Annotated in this window: 30 protein-coding genes; 14 read left to right on the top strand and 16 right to left on the bottom strand. The window is 70.3% G+C overall.

What is annotated here, in order from left to right:
* Window positions 1-56 precede the first annotated feature (56 nt).
* From GXW71_RS06035 to GXW71_RS06055, 5 genes are all read right to left on the bottom strand, one after another.
* The gene (locus tag GXW71_RS06035) at window positions 57-878 is read right to left on the bottom strand and encodes an alpha/beta fold hydrolase (RefSeq protein ID WP_211851505.1); all 822 of its coding nucleotides are present in this window, start codon (window positions 876-878) and stop codon (window positions 57-59) included.
* A gap of 74 nt (window positions 879-952) precedes the next feature.
* A complete protein-coding gene (gene alkB, locus GXW71_RS06040) occupies window positions 953-1,603 on the bottom strand; it encodes a DNA oxidative demethylase AlkB (protein ID WP_408901989.1) in 651 nt (216 codons plus the stop codon).
* Window positions 1,604-1,616: 13 nt separating this feature from the next.
* Complete coding sequence (locus GXW71_RS06045; protein WP_211851507.1) at window positions 1,617-2,243, bottom strand: hypothetical protein; 627 nt, start codon at window positions 2,241-2,243, stop codon at window positions 1,617-1,619.
* A 106-nt stretch (window positions 2,244-2,349) separates the two neighbouring features.
* A complete protein-coding gene (locus GXW71_RS06050) occupies window positions 2,350-3,552 on the bottom strand; it encodes a CaiB/BaiF CoA transferase family protein (RefSeq protein ID WP_211851508.1) in 1,203 nt (400 codons plus the stop codon).
* Window positions 3,549-4,412, bottom strand: a complete 864-nt coding sequence (locus GXW71_RS06055; protein ID WP_211851509.1) for a MaoC family dehydratase N-terminal domain-containing protein — start codon at window positions 4,410-4,412, stop codon at window positions 3,549-3,551. The genes GXW71_RS06050 and GXW71_RS06055 overlap by 4 nt, the downstream gene beginning before the upstream one ends.
* Window positions 4,413-4,519: 107 nt before the next feature.
* Here GXW71_RS06055 and GXW71_RS06060 point away from each other — a divergent pair, with 107 nt between their 5' ends.
* Both GXW71_RS06060 and GXW71_RS06065 read left to right on the top strand, forming a co-directional pair.
* Window positions 4,520-5,305, top strand: coding sequence for an IclR family transcriptional regulator (locus tag GXW71_RS06060; protein ID WP_211851510.1), 786 nt, complete (start codon window positions 4,520-4,522; stop codon window positions 5,303-5,305).
* A 181-nt stretch (window positions 5,306-5,486) separates the two neighbouring features.
* Window positions 5,487-5,981, top strand: a complete 495-nt coding sequence (locus GXW71_RS06065) for a PadR family transcriptional regulator (protein WP_246526315.1) — start codon at window positions 5,487-5,489, stop codon at window positions 5,979-5,981.
* A gap of 113 nt (window positions 5,982-6,094) precedes the next feature.
* On the opposite strand, the gene GXW71_RS06070 is transcribed toward GXW71_RS06065, so the two are convergent.
* The 5 genes from GXW71_RS06070 to GXW71_RS06090 all read right to left on the bottom strand — a co-directional run bounded on the left by GXW71_RS06070 (window position 6,095) and on the right by GXW71_RS06090 (window position 10,530).
* Window positions 6,095-6,544 (bottom strand): DoxX family protein, encoded by a 450-nt coding sequence (locus GXW71_RS06070; protein WP_211851512.1) that lies wholly within the window; start codon window positions 6,542-6,544, stop codon window positions 6,095-6,097.
* Between the two features lie 59 nt (window positions 6,545-6,603).
* The gene (locus tag GXW71_RS06075; protein ID WP_211851513.1) at window positions 6,604-7,518 is read right to left on the bottom strand and encodes an MlaA family lipoprotein; all 915 of its coding nucleotides are present in this window, start codon (window positions 7,516-7,518) and stop codon (window positions 6,604-6,606) included.
* A gap of 147 nt (window positions 7,519-7,665) precedes the next feature.
* Window positions 7,666-8,400 (bottom strand): MlaC/ttg2D family ABC transporter substrate-binding protein, encoded by a 735-nt coding sequence (locus GXW71_RS06080; RefSeq protein ID WP_211851514.1) that lies wholly within the window; start codon window positions 8,398-8,400, stop codon window positions 7,666-7,668.
* Between the two features lie 138 nt (window positions 8,401-8,538).
* Window positions 8,539-9,855: a sensor histidine kinase gene (locus GXW71_RS06085; RefSeq protein ID WP_211851515.1), complete on the bottom strand. Its 1,317-nt coding sequence runs from the start codon at window positions 9,853-9,855 to the stop codon at window positions 8,539-8,541.
* Between the two features lie 3 nt (window positions 9,856-9,858).
* Window positions 9,859-10,530 carry a response regulator transcription factor gene (locus GXW71_RS06090; protein ID WP_211851516.1) on the bottom strand — a complete coding sequence of 224 codons (672 nt, stop codon included), beginning with the start codon at window positions 10,528-10,530 and terminating at the stop codon, window positions 9,859-9,861.
* Between the two features lie 159 nt (window positions 10,531-10,689).
* Here GXW71_RS06090 and GXW71_RS06095 point away from each other — a divergent pair, with 159 nt between their 5' ends.
* From GXW71_RS06095 to GXW71_RS06110, 4 genes are all read left to right on the top strand, one after another.
* The gene (locus GXW71_RS06095) at window positions 10,690-11,196 is read left to right on the top strand and encodes a hypothetical protein (RefSeq protein WP_211851517.1); all 507 of its coding nucleotides are present in this window, start codon (window positions 10,690-10,692) and stop codon (window positions 11,194-11,196) included.
* Window positions 11,197-11,476: 280 nt separating this feature from the next.
* Entirely contained in the window at window positions 11,477-12,031 is a 555-nt protein-coding gene (locus tag GXW71_RS06100; protein WP_211851518.1) for a hypothetical protein, read from the top strand.
* Window positions 12,028-12,678, top strand: a complete 651-nt coding sequence (locus tag GXW71_RS06105; protein ID WP_211851519.1) for a class I SAM-dependent methyltransferase — start codon at window positions 12,028-12,030, stop codon at window positions 12,676-12,678. Before GXW71_RS06100 ends, GXW71_RS06105 begins: the two co-directional genes overlap by 4 nt.
* 57 nt (window positions 12,679-12,735) lie before the next feature.
* On the top strand, window positions 12,736-13,362 hold the full coding sequence (locus tag GXW71_RS06110; protein WP_211851520.1) for a DedA family protein: 627 nt from the start codon (window positions 12,736-12,738) through the stop codon (window positions 13,360-13,362).
* A 126-nt stretch (window positions 13,363-13,488) separates the two neighbouring features.
* Here GXW71_RS06110 and GXW71_RS06115 read toward each other — a convergent pair whose 3' ends face one another.
* The 3 genes from GXW71_RS06115 to GXW71_RS06125 all read right to left on the bottom strand — a co-directional run bounded on the left by GXW71_RS06115 (window position 13,489) and on the right by GXW71_RS06125 (window position 16,820).
* Window positions 13,489-13,980, bottom strand: a complete 492-nt coding sequence (locus tag GXW71_RS06115; protein ID WP_211851521.1) for a hypothetical protein — start codon at window positions 13,978-13,980, stop codon at window positions 13,489-13,491.
* A gap of 244 nt (window positions 13,981-14,224) precedes the next feature.
* Window positions 14,225-15,622 carry an amidohydrolase family protein gene (locus GXW71_RS06120; RefSeq protein WP_211851522.1) on the bottom strand — a complete coding sequence of 466 codons (1,398 nt, stop codon included), beginning with the start codon at window positions 15,620-15,622 and terminating at the stop codon, window positions 14,225-14,227.
* A 250-nt stretch (window positions 15,623-15,872) separates the two neighbouring features.
* Window positions 15,873-16,820 (bottom strand): N-carbamoyl-D-amino-acid hydrolase, encoded by a 948-nt coding sequence (locus GXW71_RS06125; protein ID WP_211851523.1) that lies wholly within the window; start codon window positions 16,818-16,820, stop codon window positions 15,873-15,875.
* Window positions 16,821-16,935: 115 nt separating this feature from the next.
* Between GXW71_RS06125 and GXW71_RS06130 the strand changes: the two genes are divergently transcribed.
* Window positions 16,936-17,874, top strand: coding sequence for a LysR family transcriptional regulator (locus GXW71_RS06130; protein WP_367617256.1), 939 nt, complete (start codon window positions 16,936-16,938; stop codon window positions 17,872-17,874).
* A 3-nt stretch (window positions 17,875-17,877) separates the two neighbouring features.
* Here GXW71_RS06130 and GXW71_RS06135 read toward each other — a convergent pair whose 3' ends face one another.
* A complete protein-coding gene (locus GXW71_RS06135; protein WP_211851524.1) occupies window positions 17,878-18,210 on the bottom strand; it encodes an ArsR/SmtB family transcription factor in 333 nt (110 codons plus the stop codon).
* A gap of 48 nt (window positions 18,211-18,258) precedes the next feature.
* Between GXW71_RS06135 and GXW71_RS06140 the strand changes: the two genes are divergently transcribed.
* Window positions 18,259-18,711 (top strand): SRPBCC family protein, encoded by a 453-nt coding sequence (locus GXW71_RS06140; RefSeq protein ID WP_211851525.1) that lies wholly within the window; start codon window positions 18,259-18,261, stop codon window positions 18,709-18,711.
* Between the two features lie 21 nt (window positions 18,712-18,732).
* Here the strand turns inward: GXW71_RS06140 and GXW71_RS06145 are convergent, their stop codons facing one another.
* Window positions 18,733-19,614: an EamA family transporter gene (locus GXW71_RS06145; protein WP_211851526.1), complete on the bottom strand. Its 882-nt coding sequence runs from the start codon at window positions 19,612-19,614 to the stop codon at window positions 18,733-18,735.
* Window positions 19,615-19,696: 82 nt separating this feature from the next.
* Between GXW71_RS06145 and GXW71_RS06150 the strand changes: the two genes are divergently transcribed.
* Complete coding sequence (locus tag GXW71_RS06150) at window positions 19,697-20,182, top strand: MarR family winged helix-turn-helix transcriptional regulator (protein ID WP_211851527.1); 486 nt, start codon at window positions 19,697-19,699, stop codon at window positions 20,180-20,182.
* A gap of 94 nt (window positions 20,183-20,276) precedes the next feature.
* Here GXW71_RS06150 and GXW71_RS06155 read toward each other — a convergent pair whose 3' ends face one another.
* Entirely contained in the window at window positions 20,277-20,660 is a 384-nt protein-coding gene (locus GXW71_RS06155; RefSeq protein ID WP_211851528.1) for a YybH family protein, read from the bottom strand.
* 75 nt (window positions 20,661-20,735) lie between these two features.
* On the opposite strand from GXW71_RS06155, the gene GXW71_RS06160 reads away from it, so the two are divergent.
* From GXW71_RS06160 to GXW71_RS06180, 5 genes are all read left to right on the top strand, one after another.
* On the top strand, window positions 20,736-21,128 hold the full coding sequence (locus GXW71_RS06160; protein WP_211851529.1) for a winged helix-turn-helix transcriptional regulator: 393 nt from the start codon (window positions 20,736-20,738) through the stop codon (window positions 21,126-21,128).
* Window positions 21,129-21,332: 204 nt separating this feature from the next.
* Complete coding sequence (locus tag GXW71_RS06165; RefSeq protein ID WP_211851530.1) at window positions 21,333-22,076, top strand: sulfite exporter TauE/SafE family protein; 744 nt, start codon at window positions 21,333-21,335, stop codon at window positions 22,074-22,076.
* Window positions 22,077-22,169: 93 nt separating this feature from the next.
* Window positions 22,170-23,339 (top strand): helix-turn-helix transcriptional regulator, encoded by a 1,170-nt coding sequence (locus GXW71_RS06170; protein ID WP_211851531.1) that lies wholly within the window; start codon window positions 22,170-22,172, stop codon window positions 23,337-23,339.
* A gap of 103 nt (window positions 23,340-23,442) precedes the next feature.
* On the top strand, window positions 23,443-24,270 hold the full coding sequence (locus GXW71_RS06175) for a dienelactone hydrolase family protein (protein WP_211851532.1): 828 nt from the start codon (window positions 23,443-23,445) through the stop codon (window positions 24,268-24,270).
* Between the two features lie 293 nt (window positions 24,271-24,563).
* A complete protein-coding gene (locus tag GXW71_RS06180) occupies window positions 24,564-25,136 on the top strand; it encodes a class I SAM-dependent methyltransferase (RefSeq protein WP_211851533.1) in 573 nt (190 codons plus the stop codon).
* The last annotated feature ends 23 nt before the right edge of the window (window positions 25,137-25,159 follow it).

A 25,159-nucleotide genomic window follows, 5' to 3' on the forward strand; every position in this document is an offset into this window, starting at 1 on the left:
CGCCACCCTCCGCTCCTTGCGGCCGCATCGCCCCAGGATCGACCCGTCGCGGACGACTATCCCCGGCCGGCGCAGCGGGTGACGAAGGCCGCGATCAGCGCCGTGACCTCGGCCGGCCGCTCCAGGCTCGGCAGATGGGCGGCGCCGGTCAAGGCATGGCCCGACCCGTTCGGCAGCATGGCCGCGACATCGCGGCTGCGTTCCTGGATATGGGGAAAGTCGCGGTCGCCCCAGATCACCAGCGACGGCGCCGATATCGCGCCCAGGCGATGGAAGGCGGGCGCGAGCGCGACATCCCGCCCGATCGGCGGCGCGCGGAGCGCGATGCCGTTCATCTCCAGGAACAGCCGGCGCGCTTCGCCCGTGATGCGGCCCTCCGGCGCCAGCGGTCCGTCCAGCCAGAGGCGCGCCTTGATCGCGTTCACCCGATCGAGATCGCCGGCCGCTTCGGCTTGTTTCTGCCGGGCGAGCAGGCTCTCGATCTCCGGCGGATGGATCGGCTCCGGCGCGCCGGTCACGCTGGGCGCGATGAGCACCAGGGCGCGGATGGAGGCGGGATGCCGCAGCGCCGCGTCGACCGCGATCCGCCCACCCTGCGAGCACCCGACGAGGATCGCGGGCCTGCCATCCGCCAGGGCGCCGATCACCGCCATCAGGTCCGCGACCGCGGAGAACGCCTCCTGCTCGGCCTGGGTCTCGCCGAAGCCCCGCCGGTCATAGGCGATGGCCTTGCTGCCGGCACCGATTCCGTCGAGCTGCGCGCGCCACATGCGGCTGTCACAGACATTGGCGTGCAGGAAGATGACGGGATCGCCGCTGCCGACGGCCTCCGCGGCCAGCATGGCGCGGCCGGACGCAATCCGATGATGGGCGTTCATGATCCATCCTGGCCGATGCCGGGGAGGTTGGCCACAATCGCCGCGAAGGCGGCCCGGCTCAAGCCGCGCTGCGCCTACAGCGCGCCCCGGAAGGTGAGGTTGATGCGCATCCGGCCGAGCTTCGGATGCTCGCCATCCTTCAGCGTGGCGACGCCGTGGAAGCGCAGCCGCGACGGGCCACCCCAGACCGCGACATCGCCGTGGCGCAGCGCATAGGTGGCGATCGGGTCCGTGCGCTTCAGCCCGCCGAACTGGAAGCGCGCCGGCAGGCCGAGCGAGACCGAGACGATCGGCTGCGCGAGGTCGCGCTCATTCCTGTCCTGATGCAGCGAGAGGCGCGCGCCCGGCGCGTAGCGGTTGATCAGGCAGGCATCCGGCGCGAAGCCGGGATAGCCGGCCTCGGCCGCCGCCACCGCAGCCAGCGCGCGGAAGCATTCCGGCATGGCGGGCCAGGGCCGGCCGCTCTCGGGGTCGCGGCCGTCATAGCGGTAGCCGCTGCGGTCGCTGACCCAGCCGGCGGCGCCGCAATTGGTCATGGCGACCGACATGGTGAAGCCGCCAGGCGTGACCAGGTGGCGGAAGGGCGCGGCCGCGGTGACCGCGGCAATCGCCGGGAGCAGCGCATCCTCGAAGGGCAGCGCCGCGCCGCGCAGCAGCAGGGCGCCTTCCGCCATCGCCTCGCGCTCGGGGCCGGCGGGTTCGGCATGGTCGAAAAGGTCGTGCATCGTCATCGCCGTGTCAGCGCCTCATGGTGTCGATCGACGGGTGCAGCGCCGGCCGATAGCCGGCTGCGAGCGCGGCAAGGGTCGAGGGCGGCGTGAGCAGCCCGTCGATGGCGGGCGGCGGCACGGCCGCCCGATAGCCGCCCGGCGACCAGCGGAAGCATCCTCCGCGCATGGTGATGTAGGCATCCCCGCCTGCCGCGACCATGGCGCCGTCGGGCAGGGCTGCGATGCGGCCGGGGAGCGCGTGCAGCCGCTTGCCGCCGCGGTCCAGCCGCTCCCGATGCAGCGCCGCATCCATCGCCGCCGCCGCCGGCGGATCGCCGCCATTGCCGCGGGCCCAGGCGGCCCGGAAGCCTTCCGCCGCGGCGCGGCGACAGAAGAAGCAGGGGCGGTGGCCGGCGGCCAGTGCCGTCGCCTCGTCGAGGAAGAAGAGCTCGGTCCAGCTCCGCCCGCCCATGACGTCGCGGCGGCGGCCCTGGTAGTCGAGGCGGCAGACGAGCCAGGCCTTGCCGGCCCAGCGCTTCCTGAGCAGCAAGCGGGTGGCGGGATCGTGGATGATGCCGCGGTTGCCGGTGAAGAACCCGCGCTCGGGCATCGCGACGATCTCGCCGGTCGGCGTGACGCGGTTCTGCCGGGGCATGTCGCCTGCCTCCTCCCGCCGGTTCCATCCGGCGATGAGAGACTTGGCGCCATCCGGCCGCCGCGCAACGGCCGGGCGTTGCGCTGGTATCCGGCCGCGTCGCCCGCTATCCGCCCGGCTCGACGACCACGCCGGCCTCGGCCAGGCGGTCGATGGTCGCGTCGTCCAGCCCGGCCTGGCGCAGGATGGCGCGGGATTGCTCGCCGAGGCGCGGCGCGGGCAGCGCCTCCTCCCGCATGCCGCCGCTGAAGCGGTTCGGGATGGCGGTGCGGCGGATGCGGCCCTCGCTCGGGTGCTCCTCGGCCGCGAAGAAGCCGGTGGCGGCGAGGTGCGGATCCTCCAGCAATGATTCCAGGCTGTTGTAGGCGGCGCAGGGCACGTCCTTCTCGCCGAGGATCGCGAGCCACTCGGCGGTGGTCTTCTCGCGCATCGCGCCGGCGCGGATCTCGAGGTAATCGGCCGCATTGGCGGTGCGCGACGCGGCATCGCGGAAGCGCGGGTCGGTCTTCAGCTCGGGACGGCCGATGGCGTCGAAGAAGCCGAAGGCCTGGGCGTTGGTGTTCGGCCCGACCGTGATGTAGCCGTCCCGCGTCGCGACCGGCCGGTAGTCGGGGCTGAGCAGCCGCCCATCACCGAGCGGGCCGACCGGCGGGTCGAAGGTGCCGGCGCCGAGATGCTCGCTCATCACGAAGCTCGCCATGTTCTCGAACATCGGCACCTCGATCGCCTCGCCGATGCCGGTCTTCTCGCGCCGGTACAGCGCAAAGCCGATGCATTGCGCGGCGATCAGGCCGGTGATGTGGTCGGTCATGACCATGGGCACGAAGCGCGGCGTGCCATTGGCCCGCTCGAAGGTGCCGGCGACGCCGGAGAGCGACTGGATGATCGGGTCATAGGCCGGGCGGTTGAAGTAAGGGCCGCCGCGCCCGAAGGCGAGGATGGAGCAATGGATCAGCCGCGGGTTGCGCGCCCTGAGCGCTTCCCAGCCGAGCCCCGCCCGCTCCAGCGCCTGCGGGCGGATGTTGCTGACGAAGACATCCGCGCCTTCGATCAGCCGCAGCAGCGCCGCGCGGCCCTCGGGATGCTTGATGTCGAGCGCGAGCGAGCGCTTGTTGCGGTTAAACTGCATGAACTTGCCGGACATGCCGGGATTGCGCGAGCCCTGCGCCATCCGCCGCAGCAGGTCGCCCTCCGGCGCCTCGACCTTGATCACCTCGGCGCCCTGGTCGGCCATCATGCGGGAGCAGATCGGCCCGACCACGACTGCCGTCATGTCGATGACGCGGATGCCCGCGAGCGGCCCGCTCATGCCGCGAACTCCAATTCCATCTCAGCGGCCAGGCTGCCATCCGGCGCCGCCACCCAGCAGGCCATCCGCCCGCCCTCCGGGGCGCGGCCGCAGAAGCGCGCGGTCTGGCCGACGAAGAGGGGGCGGCGCAGCCGCGCGGTGAAGCCGAGGAGCGGGCCCGGCGCGCGCTTCATCGCGGCCTCCAGCATGAGCTGCATGGTGAGTCCGCCATTCTGCACCACGCCCGGATAGCCTTCGGCCTCGCGCGCGTAGTCGGCATCGTAGTGGATGCGATGGCCGTTCCAGGTGACGGCGGAATAGCGGAACACCAGCACCGGATCGAGGAGGACCGGGTCCGACCAGGCTTCGTCCGCCGGGGCAGGGATCGGCGTGGTCGCCGTGCTCTGCGTGCCCGGCGGCACCGCCTCGCGATAGATCGCGTCGAACTCGTCGACCGCGATGACCTTGCCGCGCGCATTGATGGTCTGCCGCATAGTCAGCACGACGATCAGGCCGGTGCGCGCCTGCTTCGGCTCGATGCCCGCGACCTCGATCACCTTCGCCGCATCGTCGCCGACATGCAGCACGCCATGCAGGCGGGCGCGCCGGCCGGCGCCCATGCGGCGCGGCAGCGGGATGGGCGGCAGGAACTCGCCCTTGCGCGCATGCCCGTCCGGGCCGATCGCGGATTGCCGCGCCACATCGGCGAAGAACATGCCGAACCAGTGCGGCGGCAGGGCGGAGCCGCGGCGGTAGCTGTCGGGATCCTGGTCCAGCATGCCGGCGATGCGCCTGACGGCGGCGAGGCTGATGTCGTCCTCCACGACGCGCGTGCGTCCGATCCATGAACGCAGTCCGGACATGTCGAAGGCATCGGACATGGCGATGGGGTGCTCCTTGGCGTTTCCTGCGGTTGCGCCGAGCCTAGCCGTGCGGGAGGCTCTGTGGCCGATCACGTATGTGATCTTTGGCCGCGGGGAGGGGCTTCATGGCCGCAGGCTTCGTCAAATCGGCCCAGCGCACGCTGGAGGTGCTGGAGTATTTCGCCGCCACCCACCATCCCGCCGGCGTCGGCGAGATCGCGCGCGAGCTCGGCTATCCGCAGTCCAGCACATCGGTGCTGCTCGGCGACCTCGCGCGGCTTGGCTACCTCGAACAGGACGGGATGCGCCGCTACCGGCCGACCTTGCGCGTGATGCTGCTGGGCGGCTGGCTGCAGGACCGGCTGATCGGCGATGGCAGCCTGCTGCGGCGCATGGAGCAGCTCCGCGCCCGGCACCAGGTCACGGTGCTGATCGGCATGCAGGCCGGCGCGCGGGTGCGCTACATCCTGACGCTGCGTCGCCCCGGCGCCGACGCCACCATGCGCGCCGGCATGATGCGCCCGATCGGCCGCGCCGCGGTCGGCAAGGCGCTGCTGATGCTGCGGACCGACACCGAGGCGCAGCGCATCCTGCGCCGCGCCAATGCGGAGGAGCCGGAAGCTCGCCGCGTTGATGTCGCCGATGTGCTCGAGGACATCGGCGCCTCCCGCCGCAGGGGCTGGACCGAGAGCGGCGGCGCTGTCGTGCCGGGGCAGAACGTGCTGGCCATGCCGCTGCCCGCGATGGCCGGGCAACCACCCATGGCGATCGGCCTCGGTGCCCTCGGGGAGGAGGTGGAGCGGCAGAGGCCAGCGCTGGTGGCGGCGCTGCGCGAGACCTGCGCCGCCCTGCGGCACGACGCCGACCCGGCCGCGGGCGGCACCGGGGGCACGCAGCGCCGGCGCCGCTGACGGGCCGATTTTTCCCTTGCAGGCCGCTATGTCGGCAGCTATATCGTAAGATATGTTCTACGACAGACATCGCTGCGATCATCATCTCCGGCACCTGATCCACGCCATTGGCCGCCATGGCGGCCGGCACGGCTTCGGCCGTGGCGGCCCGGGCTTCATGGGGGGGCGCGGGGGCGGGGACATGCCTTGGGGGCGCCGGCTCAGCTCGGCCGACCTCCAGCTCATCCTCCTGGCGCTCCTCGCGGAACGCCCGGCCCATGGCTACGAGCTCATCAAGACGCTCGAGGAGCGTTCGGGCGGCTTCTACAACCCGAGCCCCGGCGTCATCTATCCGGCGCTCACCTATCTCGACGACGTCGGCCATGCGCAGGCGGAGCAGGACGGGACGCGCAAGCTCTACCGCATCACCCCCGCCGGCGAGGCGCATCTCGCTGCCAACCGCGCGACGGCCGATGCGATCCTGGAGGCGCTGACCCGCATCGGCGGCCGCATGGACCAGGTGCGGGAGGCCTTCGCCGGTGTCGGTGACGCCGATGGCGGCGCCTCCGACGAGGTGCACCGCGCGCGCCACGCGCTGCGGCATGCGCTGCACCGCAAGCGCGGCTGCGATCCCGCCGAGGCCCGGCGCATTGCCGCGATCCTCGACCGCGCCGCCGCCGAGATCCTCGGCGGCTGACGCCGGCGCTTCCGGCACGGCGGCCGGCTTAGGGCGCCCGCGGATCCAGCATCTCCGCCACGCCGGGCGCGTCGCTCGGCCAGCCTCATGGCCGTTCGCAGGCGGGAACCCGGTTATCGGACTCCGCCGCTCCGCAATGCTGCCGGCGGACTGCGCTTCGCGTCGATGCTCAAGGAGCCTCCGCCAAAGGCCGCCACTTGCAGGAGCCCGCCGGCGATGGCGAGGTTCTTCATGAAATGGATGACCTGGTTCTGATTGCCGAAATCCGAATGGAAGATCAGCGCCGTGACGATCGTGAAGGCGGCGAGGATGATTGCAACCAGGCGCGCCCGGTATCCGAGGAGCAGAAGAGTTCCGCCGCCGATCTCGATCACGATGGCGATGATCAGGCCCAGTGTGGGAAAAGGCAGCCCTGCGGACGCGATGTATCGCTCCACGCCGGCGGGTGCGAGGGCCTTGCCCAACCCACCGTTCAGAAAGATGGCCGCAGCCAGGACCCGCCCGATGGCCGGAATGTAGCGAGTATCCTGGATGGCGGCGGAGAGCTTTTGCGTGACGGACATAGGCACTTCCTTCAGCTGCGAATACCGGTGCGGGGTGCGGTGGGCACGCTCGGGATCCCTCAGGGTTCGTCGATGGTTCGCCGATCGCGGAGACGTCCCTGGCGGCCTTCCTCGACGACGGCATCGCGATTCTGCGCTCGCGCGCTCCGCAGCGCCGCGTAGTAGTCGAGCGAGGTGGCTTCCATCGCGTCGGTTTGCGGAAGCACCCTCGCCCTCGTGTCCATCAGGCCGGCACCGGTGCCGGCGGCGAGCACGATTCCCGCATCCGGGAGGTAGCTCAGCGGGTTGCCGAAGAAGCCGGCCACCGTTCCCACGGTGTCCCGCAGGTTGGAGTGGCCAAGCAGGGGCAACTGCGTGACCGGCCCCGGACCCACGCCCCAGACGCCGAGCGTCTGCCCGAAGTCGGCGTTGTGCCGTGGCAGCCCCCAGTCCGTCGCGACGTCGAACAGCCCGGCGACGCCGATCGTCGTATTGACGGCGAAGCGCTGCGTGGTGTTCCAGGCGCGGGTCGTGTTGCCCTGGAGGAGATCGTTCACCAGCGTGCGTGGTTCGCCCAGGTTGGCCGCGAAGTTCCCGACGGAACTGCGGATGCGCTGCGGGACATACTCCCGGTAAGCGCTGGCGACAGGCCGCAGGACCGTGCGGTCGACGAACTGGTTGCCGTCGAAGACCACCCGATTGACGGATTCGGCGGGATCCCCGGGTTCGCCCGCGGCAACGGCCTGCGAGCCATCGCGGCCCGCACAGCCCGCGGCGACGAGGAGCAGGAGCAGCGGCAGCACTTTCAGGTGGCGGCGATCTGCCGGTGTGCCGACGGTGTCCACGGACGCCCGCAACCCCTCCATGGGGTGCTCCCAGCCGCAGTCCAGTCGGGCGATCTCGCTCGCCGCCGGATCGCGCCGGGCGGCCTGGCCCGATGCCGGCAGGCCGAAGATCTTCCTGATCAAACGGATCAACGCGACGCTTCTGCTCATCGGACGGGATCCCTTCACGCAGCCGACCATCGGGCCGCGGCGCAGGAATATCGCGGGAGCATTGCGGCAGACTGGCATGGCCGGGCCCGCAGGTGCCCGCGTCGGCTTTCGGCAAAGCTCGAAGGCAGCGTTGCCGGCGCGCCCGCGCTACCCTCTCGCGGCCAGGGTAGCGACCTGCCGGCGCATGGCGTCGAGCAGCGCGGACATCCGATTGCCATTGCGGCTGAGCACGGCAGCGTACTCGCTACGGAGCGCCAGGCGCATGCTGGTGCCCTCCGCGATGACGTCCACCACGCGCGGCACGCCGGCAACCTCGGACACCCGCCAGTCCAGCGTGAAGCGCATGCTTCCGTCGTACTCCACCGCCGTGTTGATCAGCACTTCATCCTCGCTGAGTTGCTGGCTCCGGCCGAGGCTGAACCGCAACCCCGCGTAGCTGCTGAAGCGCATCGAGAGGGTGTGGATGATCAGCTCCTCGAAAAGCCGGAGGAATTCCTGCTGTTCGGCCGCCGCCGAGAGACCCCACTGTCGCCCGAGAACGAACTGCCCGACGCCGGGGATGTCCACGGACCGGCGCAGGATCACCCCCAGCGTGCCGCGCCGCTGCGCCGCCGGCAGGTCGACGGCATTGATCGTCGCGACGATTTCGCTGCCGGTCGCCAGCACCAGATTGGCCGCCGCGTCGGGCTGCATCGCGGATCGGACGGAGCGGCCGGACAGCAGCAGGAACCCGGCACTGGCGGCGCCGGCGAATAGGCTCAGCGCGCCCCGGCGGCCCACGGATCCCACCGCTGCGCGGTGCCGGACCACCGTGCACCGCAGGTCGTTCCAGGACGCGTCGGATGAAGGAAACCTAGGTTGCGGTTCTTGCGGTTCGATCACGCTGCAATGCTCCTGACGGCTATGTGCGCCGCCTCCCGGGTGGTCTGCGATGAGCCTAGCGGGCCAGGGTTGCGGAAAGCTGGCACGCCGCCTCGACCGCGCGCTGCCAGGCAGCGGCGAAATGGCGGCGGCGCCACGTCAAAAGCGGATGCGGAACACGGCCCCAGGCCGCCCATCGCGCAACTCGATGCGCGCCCCGTGCGCGGCCAGGACCTCGCGCACGATGTAGAGCCCCAGCCCGGTGCCGGTCCCGCCGCCCGCTCTCTGGAATGCTTCGAACACGCGCTCCTGCGCTTCGGCGGGGACGCCAATCCCGTGGTCGGCAACCTCGATCGTGTCGTCGGCGCCGATGTTGAGCGCGACCTGCACGCCCGCGCCGCCATGGGCGAGCGCGTTACCCAGCAGGTTCAGGAATACCCCGCGCAATGCCATTTCGTCGCCCGCCACCTCCCAGCACCGGCGTGCCGTCTGGAAGGAGAGATTGCTCCCACGCTCGATAGCCAGAGGTCCCATCTCGGCGACCGCATCATGGGCGAGCGCCACGAGGTCCACCGGCCGGAATTTCGCCGCCTCGGCCTGCTGGAGGCGTTCGAGATCCAGAAGCTGATTCGCCAGCATCGCCAGCCGATCCACGTCCTGGCGCAGCCGCTGCTTCGTCACGCTCTCTTGCAGCTCTTCCATGCGAATGCTGAGGATGGCGATCGGGGTGCGCAACTCATGCGCGGCGTTGGCGATGAAGCGGCGTTGCTGCTCGTGCAGGCGGCGCTGCTGCTCATGCTCGTGCTCCAGCCGCGAAAAGGCGTCGTTGGTGGCCCGCACGAGCGGCAGGAGTTCTTCCGGAACCGCAGCCTCAGGCAAAGCGGGTCCGACCCGACCGGGCTGCAATTGCCGAGCCGCCTGCGCTGCCCCGTGTACCGGGCGCAGCAGCAGCCGCACGAGTCCGACGGTAAGCACGGTCGTGCAGGCGGCGCCGGCCGCGAGCACCAGCAGCCAGCGTCGCAGGCGGTCGGACAACCAGGCCCAGGCACCATCGGCCAGGTCGCTCCGTTGTCCGCCGAGCAGCACGCCGACCCGCCCGCCCCGGGTATTCAGGTCCAGCGTCGTGCCCCAATCCTCCTCCGGCACCATGGCCATTATGAACCGGTTGATGGGCGCCCTCTGGCGGCCACCGCGGACGAAGGTGCGCCCGTCCGTGCCGAGGAACCAGAACTCCGGCACCTCAGCCATATAGGCCGACAATTCCGGGGAGGCCGAGAACACCAGGCTTCCAGCGTCATCTCGGCTGATCGACGCGGCGATCAGTTGTCCGGCGCGTTCGGTCGCGAGCCATGAGCGCAAGGGCAGGCTGCTGCTGATGAGCGGCTCGGACAGGATCGCCAAGAGCCCGATCAACGCCTGGAAAGCCACCAGGCCGAGGATCAGGCGGCGCGCCAGCGATGGATTGCGCGACGCCACGCGCTATTCCGCCTTGGCCATGTAGCCGACGCCGCGCAGCGCGTGGATGGTCACGCCCGCACCGCTCTCAGCCAACCGGCGCCGCAGCCGCGAGACATGGGAATCGAGCGTGTTCGAGACCGGCGCGTCGTCGAAGCCGAAGACCGCTGCCTCGATGGCCTCGCGGAGGACCATGCGGTTGGCGCGGCGCAGCAGCAGTTCGAGAAGCGCCAATTCCCTCCGGGGCAGCGGCAGGGGCAGACCGTCCACCTGCGCCTCCCGGTGGGCGGGGTCGAAGCTCAGGGCCCCGAGGACCAATCGCTGCCCCATGCCCGTCGCGCGGCGGCGCGTCACGACGCGCAACCTCGCCAGCAATTCTTCCAGCTTGAAGGGCTTCACGAGATAATCCTCAGCCCCGGCATCGAGTCCCGCGACGCGTTCGTCGATCTGCCCGCGCGCTGTCAGCACGATGACCGATGGCGGGTCGGGGAGGGCGGCGACGACCGGCAGCAAGATCAGCCCGTCACCGTCCGGCAGACGGCGGTCGAGCAGCACGACGCGCAGCCCCGGATCGCGAAGCGCTACCCGCGCGTCGTCGATGTTCGCAACCCAGTCCACGACATATCCGTGTCGCGACAGGGCCGTACGCAGCACCGCTGCCATTTCGACCTCGTCCTCAATCAGCAGAATACGCATGAGGCCTCCCGTTCCGCCGTCGCGGACCTGCCACGCGAAGGTTGCCACAGTCTGATACGGCCTCGGTGGCTGCGCGGCGCCCGCTTGAAAGCCGTCAGGATCCTGCAATCCTTGCCCAGCAGCTTCTCAAGTGGATCAACCTGAGGCCATGAAATGAGAATGCTGCCGGGGAAGAAGAGCATTCCTCTGCGTACCTGGGCCACGTCGCTGACCATCGGCGCATTCCTTCTGATGTCGGCAACCGGAGTGCTCATGTTCTTTGGCTATGATCGCGGACTGACAGCCGTGGTCCACCAATGGTTCTCCTGGTTCTTTCTCATGGGTGCCGGCGGGCACATCGCCGCCAATATCCGGCCGTTCAAGAATCACCTCCGATCACGCTGGGGCCAAGTCAGCGTCGCAGTCTTCATGGTCGTCCTGGCAGCGTCTCTTTTTTCCTGGGGGCGCATAACGGGCCCGCAGTTGGAGAGGCCGATCAAGCAAGCTCTGGTCGATGCCCCGCTTTCGGCGCTGGCGGGCGTGATCCGCGCAGACCCGGATGCCTTGCTGCTGAGACTGAGAGCACGCGGGATCACTGCGACGAGCCAGCAATCGGTGCGCGATCTCTCGGTCGGGACTGGAGCCGGCGTGAACCGCTTGCTCGCGATCGTGTTTCTGCCCGACTGATCCCTGCGGCATCACGCGTGTGGCTTCTCGTGCGGCTTCGTGATCGCACATATCGCGGCAGCCGCCGACGAGCCGGGCCCGGCGACAGCTTTCTGCAATCTTGAGCACCCAGCCTGCGATGGCCGGGATCGCCGGCTCCGGACGCTAGGAAGCGACATTGATTACGACGATTCCAGAGACGCTCACGCGGTGCGCTGCGCAGCCATCCGCGCCGGGCGATGTGGACGACATGAGACGCAGATCTGGTGAGCGTGTGGCGGGTCGCGTCGAGAGCCGTGGCTTGCGGAGCTGGCTCGCCGATCCCCTGCTTGTCCGTCCGTTCGGAGCCACCGGTCCGGAAGTCGCCCGAACCCTGGCAGCGCAGATCAATCCCGGCGCTCCCGGCCCGGTGGTCGTCCTGTGGCCCGGCCTCGGTGCCATCACATCCGGGCTCGTCGATCGGGGCGTTCGTCCATCCCGCCTCGTGCTCATCGAGGCGGATCCTATGATCTGCGCGCAACTCCACGAGCATTGGCCGATGGCGCGGGTGATACAGACGGATGCTTACGCCGCGCCCATTCTGCTGCGGAGGTTCGACGAGCCCGCAGCGGCGGTGGTGGCCGGTCTGGCAGCGCTCCTGCGCCCGGCACGAGTGCGCCTTCGGCTGGTGCTCGGCTGCCTGCGCGCGTCCGCACCAGGCGCACCCTTCGTCCAGGTCACCTGCCTTGTGCGATCGCCAGTACCCCTGCCGCGAGCCCGCCTGCGCGCCCGTGGGTCGGCGATGATCTGGCGGAATCCCTGGCCCGCAAGGGTCTGGACCTATCGGCTGGCATTCGCGCGTGGAGATTCCCTGTGAGCTACAGCGGCTTCACTGACACCTTTGGCTTCTTCTGGGCATGGCTGAGCAATCCGCTTCGCGTCGCGGCGGTCGTCCCGTCCGGGCGAGCGCTGTCGAGGCTCATCACCTCGGAGATCTCCGCGGGCACGGGACCCGTCATCGAGCTTGGGCCCGGGACGGGCGCCTTCACGCGCGCCCTGATCGCGCGGGGTGTCGCGCAGGAGAATCTGGCGCTGGTCGAATACGGTTCGGAATTCGCGGTCAAGCTGCACCATCGGTTTCCCCGCGCCCGAACGCTTTGGATGGATGCATCCCGGCTGAAGGCTGTCGAGCTTTTCGGTGGGGTTCCGGCTGGCGCGGTCGTCAGCGGGCTGCCCGTGCTGTCGATGCCCCCGCGCAAGGTCATCGCCATCCTCGATGGAGCCTTCGCCAGGATGCGGCCGGACGGCGCGTTCTATCAGTTCACCTACGGCCCGACCTGTCCGATTCCGCGCCCGCTCCTCGACCGGCTGGGGCTGAAGGCGACCCAAATCGGCCGGGCGCTCGCCAATGTCCCGCCGGCTGCCGTCTACCGGATCCGGCGGCGCCAGCCACGCCCGGCAGCCGGCGGCCACCGCCGGGAAAGGACCGATCTCATCGACGTGGAATCAGCCACCTGGTGCTGACGGTTCGCCCCGTGGTGTCGGAACAGGAGCGGCCTATGGCGCCAGGGCGGCTGTGAAATGACGGTCGACCTCGCGCATCTCGAAGCGCTGCTCGAACTGCTCCTGCAGGCGACGAGCCTGGGGGACGTCTTTCTGGCAGCGCTCGTCGAGAAATTCCTCCCGGTACTTCCGTCCTACGTCCTCTACCCCGCAATCGGCATGGGGGCGCCGGGCGTTTGGGATCTTGTTCTGCGGTGCTTTGTCGCGACGCTGGGTTCTCTCGGGGGTGCCATGGTGTGGTACGTCCTCGGCGCGATCATCGGTCCTGCCCGGATTGAGCGTCTGGTCGCCCGGCATGGCCGGTGGGTCCTGCTGAACCCACGCCTTTACGAGCGGATGGCGTCGACATATCGCGGCCGTCCTTTGGGCCTGACTTTCCTTGGCCAGCTCGTGCCGACCGTCCGGATCTTTCAGGCCTTGCCCGCCGGTGTCCTTCGGCTTCCTCTTGCCCCGTTTCTCGCGGCAACCGCATTGGGATCCTTCTGCTGGATCACTGCCCTGGCGGCGGCGGGGCACCTGCTGCACGAGTTGGGGTGGGCAGCAGGTGAAGCCGGCCTGACTGTCCTGCTGACCCTCGTGGCGGCTGAGGCTGCAGCCGCGCTCTTCACGCTCCTCGTCCTGCCCGCCAAGCCAAGGTGCGGCTGATCGTGAGCCACGGCGCCATCGAACGGGAGCGGTCTACCTTGATCCTGATGCCACCATGCGGAGCAGGCTGCCGCGTCCGGTGAGGCAGGCAGAGCATGGGCGCGGCGCATTCATCTGCACGCGGCGTTACGCCTGGCACCGTACGATGCGATGCACCGACCGCGGCACAGCGATACCCAGCAAGGTGCATACGCGCTGGGATCGAAGGTTCAGTCGTTCGAGGATGGGCCGCGGCACGGGGCAACGGAGCCAATCGCTCGCCTGGTACAGGGCACCGCCCTCCCGAAGGTGCTCGAACGCCCCGTTCAGGATCACGGTCATCTGCCAGCCCGACAAGCCGCCGAGGCGAAGGTTGCAGAACACCGCACCGGCCTGCCCTTTGCCGAACAACGGCACCGCGCCGAGCCCGAGGGCGTCGATCGGCACGATCTGGGCCGCGGGATACTGTGCTCTGAGGAACGCGGCATATTCAGGTGCGTTCTCCACAAGCGCGAGCTGCTCGGGCGCGATGCCGCGACGCAAGACGTACTCGGTGAGTGCTCCCTTGCCGGACCCGATTTCGATGATCGGTGCGTCGGCGGGCGAGACCTGGCGCGCCATCAGATAGGCGAGGAGCATGTCCTTCCTCGAAGCGACAGGTGCGTGTTCCGTCTCAAGCAACCATGCCCGCACGCGTCGCAGAGCTTCTTTCACCGCCATCGCAGTGTCATCCGCCGCCATTCCCGAGCATGCATCGCCGGGCATGTCGCCGGCGGGAGGGCAATAGGCCACCTGCATTGCGGGAAGCTGGCATCCACAAATCCGAAGCCCGCGCACTCGCTGCTTCGACCGTGCGACGAGAAGGAACGACTGCTGCGAGCCCTCAGCCTTCGAAGGCGGCGCGGGCCTCGGGCAGATCCCAGATCTTCCGGATCGCGGCGGCGCCGGCCGCGGTGATCGCGGCCTCGTCGCCATGGAGGTAGCGGCCGCCCTGCACCAGCACGCGGCCATCGACCATCACCGCATCGACATTGCCGCGATTGGCGAGCCAGACCAGCGCGCGGCGCGGGTCGTGGAGCGGTTGCAGATGCGGGTGGCTGAGATCGATCACCGAGAGATCGGCGGTGGCGCCGAGGCGGATGCGGCCGAGATCGGGGCGCGCGATCGCGGCGGCTGCCTCCGTGGTCACGGCGGCGATGATCTCGGGCGAGGAGGCGGTCTCGGCGCGGCCGGAGACGAGCTTGGAAATCATCGCGGCGGCGTTCATCTCGCCGAGCAGGTCCATGTTGTAGCCGTCGGTGCCGATGAGGGTGCGCACGCCATGATCGGCGAAGCGGCCGAAGGCCGCCGTGGTGCCGCCGCGGGCGAAGACGCGCGGGCAGTTCAGCACCGCAGCACCCCGCGCCGCCATCAGCCGCAGATCGTCGTCGCTGCAGGCGACGCAATGCGCGGCCAGCAGGTCCGGCCCCATCACGCCGAGCCAGTCGAGGTATTCCGCCGGCGTGCGGCCATGGCGCGACCGGATGGTCGCGACCTCGCTTTGGCTCTGCGCGAGATGCGTGGTGACGGGGACGCCGAGCTCGCGCGCCCGCGCGGTCGCGGCACGCAGCAGGTCGGGGCCGCAGGTGTCGGTCGCATGCGGGCTCATCGCCAGGCGGATGCGGCCGGCATCGCGGCCTTCCCAGGTGGCATGCAGCGCGTTCCAGCGCGCGAGGTCGGCGGCGCCGTCATCCGTGCCGCCGGAGGCCGCGGCATAGGTCACGGTGCCGTCGGCGCCGGCCTTGGCATCGGCGGTCGAGAAGAGATAGGGCGCGCCGTAGAAGCGGATGCCCATCGCCTCCGCCGCGTCGAACATCTCGGCGATGCCGGCGCGGAAGGGCTCCATGACCGTGGTGGCGCCGCCCTTCAGGAGCTGGAGGATGCCGAGCCGCGCGACGGCCAGCCGCTCCTCCGGCGACAGGATCTCGATGCCGCGCTTGGTCAGCGGCATCAGCACCGTGTAGACGATGCTTTGGTTGTTCTTCCGCCCCGCGCCATCCTCGCTATGGGTGCGGGCCACGGCTTCGCTGAAGCAGTGGTTGTGCAGGTTCATCAGCCCGGGCAGCACGAAGCGGCCCGGCGTGTCGAGGACGAGATCCGCCCCTTCCGGCCGCGTCGGCGTGATCGCCGCGATGCGCCGCCCCTCGGTCAGCACCCAGTGGTCGCGCAGGACCACACTCTCCCCTTCCTGCTCCGCGAGCAGGAAGGAGGCGAAGATGGCGGTGGTGCCGGGGGCGTGCATCGGAAGCTCCTACCATACGGGCCGGTTTGCTCAACCGGCCCGAGGCCGCGAATGCGGCCCGCAGCCCGCTGGCGTCTGAGGGGCCTTGATCGCGGAGCGATCAAGGCCACAGGTATCACGCAGGCCGTACGTTCCAGAAGACGCCGGTGCCGCTCATGATGCCGGTCAAGCGTAGCGGGCGGGGCGCCGCAGGGCGCCCCGTCGCGATCATCCGATGGAGAGAGCGGTTCAGGCCGGCGGCGCTTTGTCCTCAGGCGCCGGGGGGCTGGGCGCCCACCTGGTCGACGATGCGGCGGTACTGCTCCGGCCGGCGATGGGCGGCGAAGTTGAACATCTTGGTCTGGCCCTGCCGGCAGAGATCGAGATCCGCATCGGCGACGATCACCTCGTCGCCGAGCGTCTTCGCCTCCGCCGCGATCACCCCGTTCGGATCGACGATCACGCTGCCGCCGATCAGGCCGGAGCCATCCTCGTTCCCCGCCTTGGCGACACTCACCGCCCAGGTCGCGTTCATATAGGCATTGGCCTGGGCGGCGAGGGTGGAGTGGAAGGTGCGGATCGCCTCGTTCTCGGTGCTGCCGCCATTCGGGTCATAGGCGGCGGAGTTGTAGCCAATCAGCATCAGCTCCATCGCCTGCAGCCCATAGCAGCGCCAGGCCTCCGGCCAGCGGCGGTCGTTGCAGACCAGCATGCCGAGCACCGGTGCATGCCAGGCGGCGGGGCCGCGGAAGGCGGGGAAGCCCAGATCGCCATATTCGAAATAGCGCTTCTCGAGCTGCTGGAAGCGGTCGCCGGCGCGCGGCTCAACGCTGCCCGGCAGGTGCACCTTGCGATATTTGCCGAGGATGGCGCCGTCGGGTCCGACGGTGATCGCGCTGTTGAAGCGCTTCCCCTCCGGCGTCAGTTCGGCATAGCCGGTGTAGAAGCCGATGCCCTTCTCGCGCGCGCGGTCGAAGAGCGGCTGGACATCCGGGTTCGGCATCGCCCGCTCGAAATAGCTGTCGAGCTCGGCCTGGTCCTCGATGAGCCAGCGCGGGAAGAAGGTGGTGAAGGGAAGCTCGGGGAAGACGACGAGCTTGGCGCCGGCCTCCGCGGCCTGGTCGAGCAGCGCGATCATGCGCGCCAGGATCGCGGGGCGGCTGTCGGCCCTCTGGTTCGGCCCCATCTGGGCGCCGGCGATGCGGAGGATGCGGGGCATGGCGGGAAACCCTTTCCTGGCCTGACGGGCACCCCATCCATGGCGCAGCCGCCTTGTGCCTGGCAATCGCCCTGGCTATGAAAATTGCCGGAGAACCATTTGTTGAGGTTATGGAGTGACGCTGCGCCAGCTCGAGATCCTGCGGGCGGTCATGCGGTTGCAGACCACCATGGCCGCGGCGCGCGCGCTCGGCATGTCGCAGCCGGCGGTCAGCAACGCGATCCGCCAGATCGAGGCGCAGCTCGGCTTTCCGCTGTTCGAGCGGGTGAACAACCGCCTCTTCCCGCTGGAGGCGGCGGTGATCATCCAGGAGGATTCGGACCCGATCTTCGCCATGCATGCGGCGCTCGCGGATCGCGTGCAGGATCTGCGGGCGGCGAAGATCGGCCGGCTCCGCATCCTCAGCACGCCGCCGCTCGGCCAGGGCGTGCTGCCGCAGGCGCTGGAAGGCTTCGCGCGGCATCACCCGCGGCTGCAGACCTTCTTCGACATCCGCGAGCTCGACGAGGTCGTGCGCAGCGTCGAGAGCGGGAAGACCGATCTCGGCTTCGGCCTGGGTCTAGGTCCGCAGCCAACGCTCGAGGTGCAGGCGTTGTTCGAGGGGCGGATGGTCTGCGTCTGCCCCGCGGGTCACCCGCTCGCCACGCTTCCCGTCGTGACGCCGCAAGACCTCGCGGCGCATCCCTTCATCGCGCTCGATGCCGCGACGCGCATGGGCGCTGCGGTGCGCGGCGCCTTCCAGGCGGCGCGGCAGCCCCACGCCTTCCGCGCCGAGGTCCGCACCTGCTCGACCGCCTGCGCGCTGGTGGAAGCGGGGATGGGGGCATCCGTCGTCGATCCCTTCTCCGCCGCGCATGGCGGGGAACGACGCATGGCCATCCGCCCCTTCGAGCCGGCGATCCCCTCCGTCGCCTGGGCCTTCTGGTCGAACCGCAAGCCTCTGCCGGAGACGGCGCGGCGCTTCATGGGCGAGGTGCGGCGGATCCTGGGCGGTGCCGGCGCCGAGGCGAAGCCGCCGCGCAGCGCCGGCGCGCGCCGATCACCCGGCCGCTGACGTTCATCCCGCCTCGGGCTCGAGGTCGCGCCGAAGCTGGTCGATGAGGCTTACCGCATAGCGCGCGTAGTCGCCGATCCAGCGATCATGGATGCCCTTGATCGGCAGGGCGTTGAGGTGGTTCCAGCGTTCGCGGCCGGCGCGCCGCACGATCACCAGATCTGCCTCCTCCAGCACCTTCAGGTGCTGCATCACCGTGCAGCGATCCATCTCCGGAAACCGCTCGCAGAGCGCGCCCGTGGTCTGCGGCGCATCCTTCAGGCAGTCGAGCAAAGCGCGTCGCTTGCGGTGGGCGAGGGCCTTGTAAACGCGGTCATCCTCGTCGTCGCTTGACATGTTATATTTTTATAACCTATCGTGGCACACCACAAGGGAGAACGCGTCATGACCTTGAAATTCACGGTCTCAGGACGGATCGGCAAACCCGTGGCCGAGGTGTTCGAAGCCGTCGTGAACCCGACGGAGCTGTCGCGCTATTTCACGACCGGCGGCGCGCAGGGGCGGCTCGAAACCGGCACCACGGTGACCTGGGCCTTCGCCGATTATCCCGGCAGTTTTCCGGTGGAGGTCGCGGAGATCGAGCGCGACCGCCGCATCGTCCTGCGCTGGGCGGCGGATGAGCAGGGGGCGAGCGCCTACCAGACCACCGTCACCATGACATTCGAGGCGATCGAGGGCGGCCGCACGCTGGTCTCGATCACCGAGGAAGGCTGGCGCGAGACGGAGGCGGGCCAGAAGGCCTCCTACGGCAATTGCGGCGGCTGGATGCAGATGATCTGCGCGCTGAAAGCGTACAAGGATCACGGCATCAACCTGCGTGAGGGCATGTTCGCCTGAGGCGGCGGCCGGCCCTCCGCTTTACCGCGCCGGCGCGAGGACCACGGGCGGCCTCGCCGGCTGGGCGCCGCGCTGGCTGAGCCAGACGCTGGCGAGCACGACGACCCCGCCGGCGAGCTGCGCCGGGCTTAGCGACTGACCGAGCACCGACCAGCCGAGGATCACCGCGGTCATCGGGCTGAGGAAGCCCAGTGGGGACACGACCGCGGGCTCCAGCCGCGCGAGGCCGCGGAACCAGAGGATGTAGGTCAGCGCCGCGCCGACCAGGCCGAGCCAGGCGAAGCCGAGCAGGTTGGCGATGCTCGGCACCGGCAGCGCCGGCTCCAGCCAGAGCGCCGCCGGCAACAGCAGCAGCCCGCCGGCGGTGAGCTGCCAGGCGGTGACGGTGAGCGGCGAGACCGGCGGCTGCCAGCGGCGCGACAGCACCGTGCCCGCCGCCATGGAGACCGCGCAGGCGAGGCCGGCCGCGATCCCGATGGGATCGAGTGCTGCCTGCGGCGTCAGGATCAGCAGCGCGACGCCGCCGATGCCGGCGATCGCGGCCGCGATCGAGACCGCGCGCACCGGCGATCCCAGCACCAGGCGGGCGAGGCCGATCACCAGCAGCGGCTGGATGGCGCCGACCGTCGCCGCGACGCCGCCCGGCAGCCGATAGGCGGCGATGAAGAGCAGCCACCAGAAGATCGCGAAGTTGAGCGCGCCGAGGACGAAGACCCGGCCCCACCAGATCCCCTTCGGCAATTGCCGCACCAGCAGCAGGAGCAGCAGCCCCGCGGGCAGGGCGCGCAGCAGGGAGACGGTGAGGGGATAGCCGGCCGGCAGCAGCTCCGTCGTCACCAGATAGGTGCTGCCCCAGATCGCAGGCGCGATCGCGGTCAGCAGCAGGTCGAGTTTGCGGGCCATGGGGCGTTCCTCGCAGATTATCTTGACCTCAAGATAATACGAGATATCTTGACGTCAAGATACTGGCCCGCGACCATGCGGCATGGATCGCGTCGATGTCATCCTTGCGCAGTGGCGGCGGGAGAGGCCGGATCTCGACACCGGGCCGATGGGGCTGATCGGCCGCATCCGGCGGGTCGCGGCGCATCTCTCCCGCGGTATGGAGAAGACCTTCATGGCGCATGGGCTGAACGGCGCCAGCTTCGATGTGCTGGCGACGCTCCGCCGCTCCGGCCCGCCTTATGCCCTCTCGCCGGGGGATCTGCTGGAGACGATGATGATCACCTCCGGCACCATGACCAACCGCATCGACCAGTTGGAGAAGGCGGGCCTGGTTGCGCGCGCCCACAACCCGGAAGACCGCCGCAGCGTCATCATCTCGCTCACCAAGAAGGGCTTCGCCACCATCGACGCTGCGGTCACCGCGCATGTCGCGACCCAGGCACGGCTGGTCGCTGCCCTGTCGCCGGAGGAGCGGGCGATGCTCAACGCCGTGCTCGGCAAGTACATGGCAGGGTTCGAGGGCTGAGGCGCGGCGTCAGCCGGCGGCGGGATCGGCTTCCGCCAGCGAACATCAGTATACGCGTGCGCGTATAATGCCGATTTATACGCGAACGCGTATCTCACGCGACGCGCGGCAGGCTGGCACCGACCGCGTGGTCGATCACATAGAGCCAGGCGCCATCCGGCTGTCGCCGGACCAGCTCCGCGGAACTGCCGGACGCGACGACCGCCCCGGCATCATCAATGATCTCCCAGTCCGCGCGCAGCAGCGCGAGATCGCCCTGCGCGATGCAGAAGCTGTTCGTCGACGTCATCCGTCCGGGCGCCTGCAGCAGCCCCCGCAGCGCGTCGGCGATCTGGCCGGGGCCGGACAGGTCCCGGTCGCTGCCATCCACCCGCAGCACCGCGCCGGGCTCGTAGAGCGCGAGCAGCCCGTCCAGGCTGCGGCTGTTGAAGGCGCGGGCGAAGGCTTCGTTCATCCCGCGCGGATCGGTGACGGCCACGGTGTATTCTCCTGCTGTGATGCCGCGAGGGGATCACGCGCCCCCAGCGCTATCCAAACGGGAAGGAATGCCGCCATGCCGGCCGGTGCCACGATCGAACGCGCTGTCCTGGATGCGCCGGTTCCGCGCCGGCCGGGCGATTGCCCGGTCGAGGACTGGCTCGGCTTCCTTGGCCATCGCTGGAACGCGCTCATCCTCTGGCACCTGCAGGAGGGACCGCGGCGCCACCAGGCCCTGGCCGCCCTGCTGCCCGGTGTCACGCCCAAGGTGCTGTCGGAACGCCTGGACGGGCTGGAGCGGCGCGGCCTCATCGAACGCGCGGTGATCGCGGCCTTCCCGCGCGGGGTCGCCTATGCGCTGGCGCCGGCCGGCCGGGACCTCGTCGCCATCCTCGACCAGCTCGAGCTGTGGTCCCGCCGGGCGCAAAGCCCGGCACCGCCCGTCACCGCCGCTGCAACTCCCCCGTGAAGCCGCATGCGGCGCCCGTCGATGCCGATGCTGGCGGTGCAGTAGCGCTCGCGCAGCCACGGCGTCCCGGCATTCGGATCGTATGCCCGGTTCTCCGTCCACCATTCACAGCGGCGACAGCCAGCGCGCCGCTCCCATTGCGGCTGCGGTCGTGGGGCAGCGATGCGTGCCGCTGCGCGTTGACCTCCCGGATCGGGAGGTCTCATGGACACTGAGCTCTTGCTGTTCGCGGCGATCGGCTTCGCCGCGCAGATCATCGACGGCGCCCTCGGCATGGCCTTCGGCGTCATCTGCTCCTCGAGCCTGCTCGCCTTCGGCCTGCCGCCGGCGATCGCCAGCGCCGCGGTGCATGCGGCCGAGGTGGTGACGACCGGCCTGTCCGGCACCTCCCACCTCTATCACCGCAATGTCGACAAGCGGCTCTTCCTGAAGCTCGTGGTCACCGGCGTGCTCGGCGGCATCGTCGGGGCCTATGTCCTGACCGGGCTGCCGGAGCAGATCGTGAAGGGTTTCGTCGCCTTCTATCTGGTCGGCATGGCGCTGCTGATCTTCGAGCGCGTGCGCGGCCGCGAGCACCGGCGCTTCCAGCCACCGCCCCAGGCGCTCGGCGCCGGCGGCGGCTTCCTGGATGCGATCGGCGGCGGCGGCTGGGGGCCGATCGTCGCCTCCTCCCTGATCGCGACCGGGGGCGAGCCGCGGCGCTCGATCGGCTCGGTGAACCTGGCGGAGTTCTTCGTCACCGTGGCGATCTCGGTGACCTTCCTGCTGCATCTCGACTTCGCCCAATACGGCCGCATCGTGCTCGGCCTCGTCATCGGCGGCGCCCTCGCGGCACCGCTCGCCGGCTATCTGATCCGGATCATGCCGCAGCGGCTGGCACTGGCCCTGGTGGCGCTGGTGGTCGCGGGCCAGGCCGCGGTCAGCGTCTACGGCCTGCTCGCCGGTTGAGGCTCGCAGCCTTCTTCGCAGTCGCAAAAATGATCGTTCCGGATAGGCGCGCACCCTGTCAGGCTGCCGGTGCCGGCATCGACGAGGCACCGCATGATCATGCGATCCAGGCGCGGCACCACGCCGCTCGACGCCATCTATGCCGCCGCGGCGCAGCCCGAACGCTGGCCGGAGACGCTGACGCACGTCGCCGACCATCTCGGCGCCACCGGCGGCATGATCGCCTATGTCGCCCCGCGCGGCCGGCAGAGCTTCCTGGTCACCGGCCGGCTGCGCGAGGATCTCGGCGCTCTGTTCATCGAACGCTATCTCCAGAACCCCTGGACCATCGCGATGGCCGGCGTGCCCATCGGCAAGCCGGTCACCGTCAACAGCCTGATCGACACCGGCGCGCTCCGCCGCACCGCCTTCCACGCCGACATCCTGGCGCCGCAGGGGATCGAGACCAACCTGAACGTGAAGGAGGCCGTCTTCGGGGGCCATGGCGGCCTCGGCGGCTTCGGCTTCACCCTGTCGCAGCGCGGCGCGGAGCAGGCCGGGGAGAGGCTGCGACGGTTCGGCCGGCTGGTGCCGCATCTCTCCCGCGCCCTCGAGACCTCGCTCACCCTTGGCCGCTACGCCGACGGCGCGCGACAATTGGCGCGGGTGCTGCAGTTGATGCCCGGCCCGGCGCTGCTGCTGGATCGCGCGGGCCGCATCAGCCACGCCAACCCCGCGGCCGAGGCGCTGCTGCGCCAGCGTGACGGGCTGATGACCGACCGCGAGGGCGGCCTGCGCCTCGCCGCCGCGCTGCCGGCCGAGACCGGCGCCCTGATGCGGGCGGTGACGGAAGCGCTCTCGATCGCTGCCGGCAGCGACACCGCGCTGCGGCCGCCACTCCGGCTCACCCGCCCCTCCGGCCGGGCGCCGCTGCTGGTCATCCTGGTGCCGCTGCCGCCGCCCGCCTTCGCATTCTGGGAGCTGACGGAAGCCGCGCGGGCGCTGGTGCTGGTGATCGATCCCGCGCCGCAGCCGCTGGCGGCGGCGGAAGCGGCCGGTGCGGCCTTCGGGCTGACGGCGGCGGAGGCACGTGTCGCGGCGCTGATCGCGGGCGGCCTCAGCGGACCGCAGGCGGCGGCGGTCCTCGGCATCTCGCCGACGACGCTCAAGACCCATCTCCTGCGCTGCTTCGACAAGACCGGCGTCCGCTCCCAGGCGGGGCTGATGCGGCTGCTCGGCGCGCTGCCGTCGGGCCCCGGGCCGTTCTTCCGTGACAAGGGGTGACCGCGTGGCCGGCCCCGGCGTGCCTGTGACGATCGCGGGAAAGCGGCGCGCCTCCTCCGACCGGTGGAGGCGCCGTGGACGATCGGCATGGAAGGCTGCCGCGATGCCCGCCACCGCCCGTCCTCGCCTGGCCATCCTCGCCGCGGCGGCCCTCGGCCTCGCGATCGCGCTGGCGCCTGGGCGCAGCCTCGCCGGCGATCCCTGCGATGGCCCGGAGGCGATCGGCCTGCTCTGGCTGCCCGCCAATGCGGATGCGGTGGCACCCGTGCCCGCGGTCATCGCGGTCCATGACGCAGTGGGGATCGATTCGCGCGGCTGGCGCTATGCCGAGCAATTGACCGCCGCCGGCATCGCCGTGCTGCACCTCGAGCTGCACGACACCTCGGCCGATGGCGCGGGACCGGCGCCGGATGATGGCGCCGCCGCGCCGGCGCGCCTGGCGGCGGCGGCCGCCACCCTCGCCGAGGATCCGCGCTTCGCAGGCGCACGCCTCGGCATCCTCGCCTTCGGCGCCGCCGGAGAGACTGCGCTCCGCGTCGCCGCGGCGCCGGGCCTCGGCGAGCACATCGCGGCGCTCGTCCTGCTCTATCCCGGCTGCGCCACGCTGCAGGATGCGCTGCCGGCGACGGAGGCCGTGTCGCGTGCGCCGGTGTTGCTGATGCATGGCGATGCCGACCCGGCCAATACGGCGGCCGACTGCGCGGGCCTCGCCGCGCGGCTCGCCCGCGGCGCATCGGTGCGCCAGATCCGCCATGCCGGCGCCGGCTATGCCTGGGACCTGCCGCCATCCGGCGTCGAGGAGGTGGTGACCATGCCCTGGCCAGGCAGCCCAGGCCGCTGGCTTCCCGTCAGCCACCGGCCGGCGATCGCCGAACTCTCGGCGACGCAGGTCGCCGGCTTCTTCGCACGCAGGCTCGCGCCGGCGCGGTGACGCGCGCGACCCCACACAAAAGCCGCCCGGCACCTCGCGGCGCCGGGCGTAAGTGGAAGAGGCTGGTATGCGCTGCGTCCAGGCCTATTCCCCTGAACCGCAGCAACGGCATCGGAGCAGATGCGCCGCGGCTGCGCTGCTCACGAAGCTGCCAGCGCAGGCGGCGATGTGACCGGGCGCACCATCCGGACGGGCCGCCGCCGATTCCTGTATCATCGCCGCGATCGGCAAGACGGGCCTCAGCGGTGACCACGCCATCATCCGTAACGCAGCAGGGCTTTCCAGCGACCTCCATGCCCGACCGGGACTGGTGGGAAGCCTTGTGGCCGGACCCGATGGCGGTGCTGCGGCAGCTCGGCATCCGGCCGGGGATGACGGTGCTCGATCTCTGCTGCGGCGACGGGTACTTCACCGCGCCGCTCGCGCTGCTGGTCCAGGGCCGCGTCCATGCCCTCGATCTCGATCCCACGATGATCACGCGGGCGCAGGCCGAGGTCGCGCGGCAGGGCGCCGTGGTCGCGGCCTGGCTTTGCGCCGATGCCCGCGACCTGCCGCACCTGCTGCCGCATCCCGTCGACCATGTGCTGATGGCGAACACCTTCCACGGCGTCCCGGATCAGCCCAGCCTCGCACGCGCGGTCAGGGCTGTGCTGCGCCCCGGCGGCCTTTTCGCCATCGTCAACTGGCACAGGGTCCCGCGGGAGCGCACCACCGTGCTCGGCCAGCCACGCGGCCCAGAGACGAGGCTCCGCATCTCGCCCGAAGCCACCGCGGCGGCGGTCGAACCGGAGGGCTTCCGGCTCGCCTGGACCGCGGAGGTCTCGCCCTACCACTACGGCGCCGTCTTCGAGGCGACGCCGCCGTAGAGCCGATCTGTGGGTATCCGGGT

The sequence above is a fragment of the Plastoroseomonas hellenica genome, from assembly GCF_018129085.1.
GTDB lineage: Bacteria > Pseudomonadota > Alphaproteobacteria > Acetobacterales > Acetobacteraceae > Plastoroseomonas > Plastoroseomonas hellenica.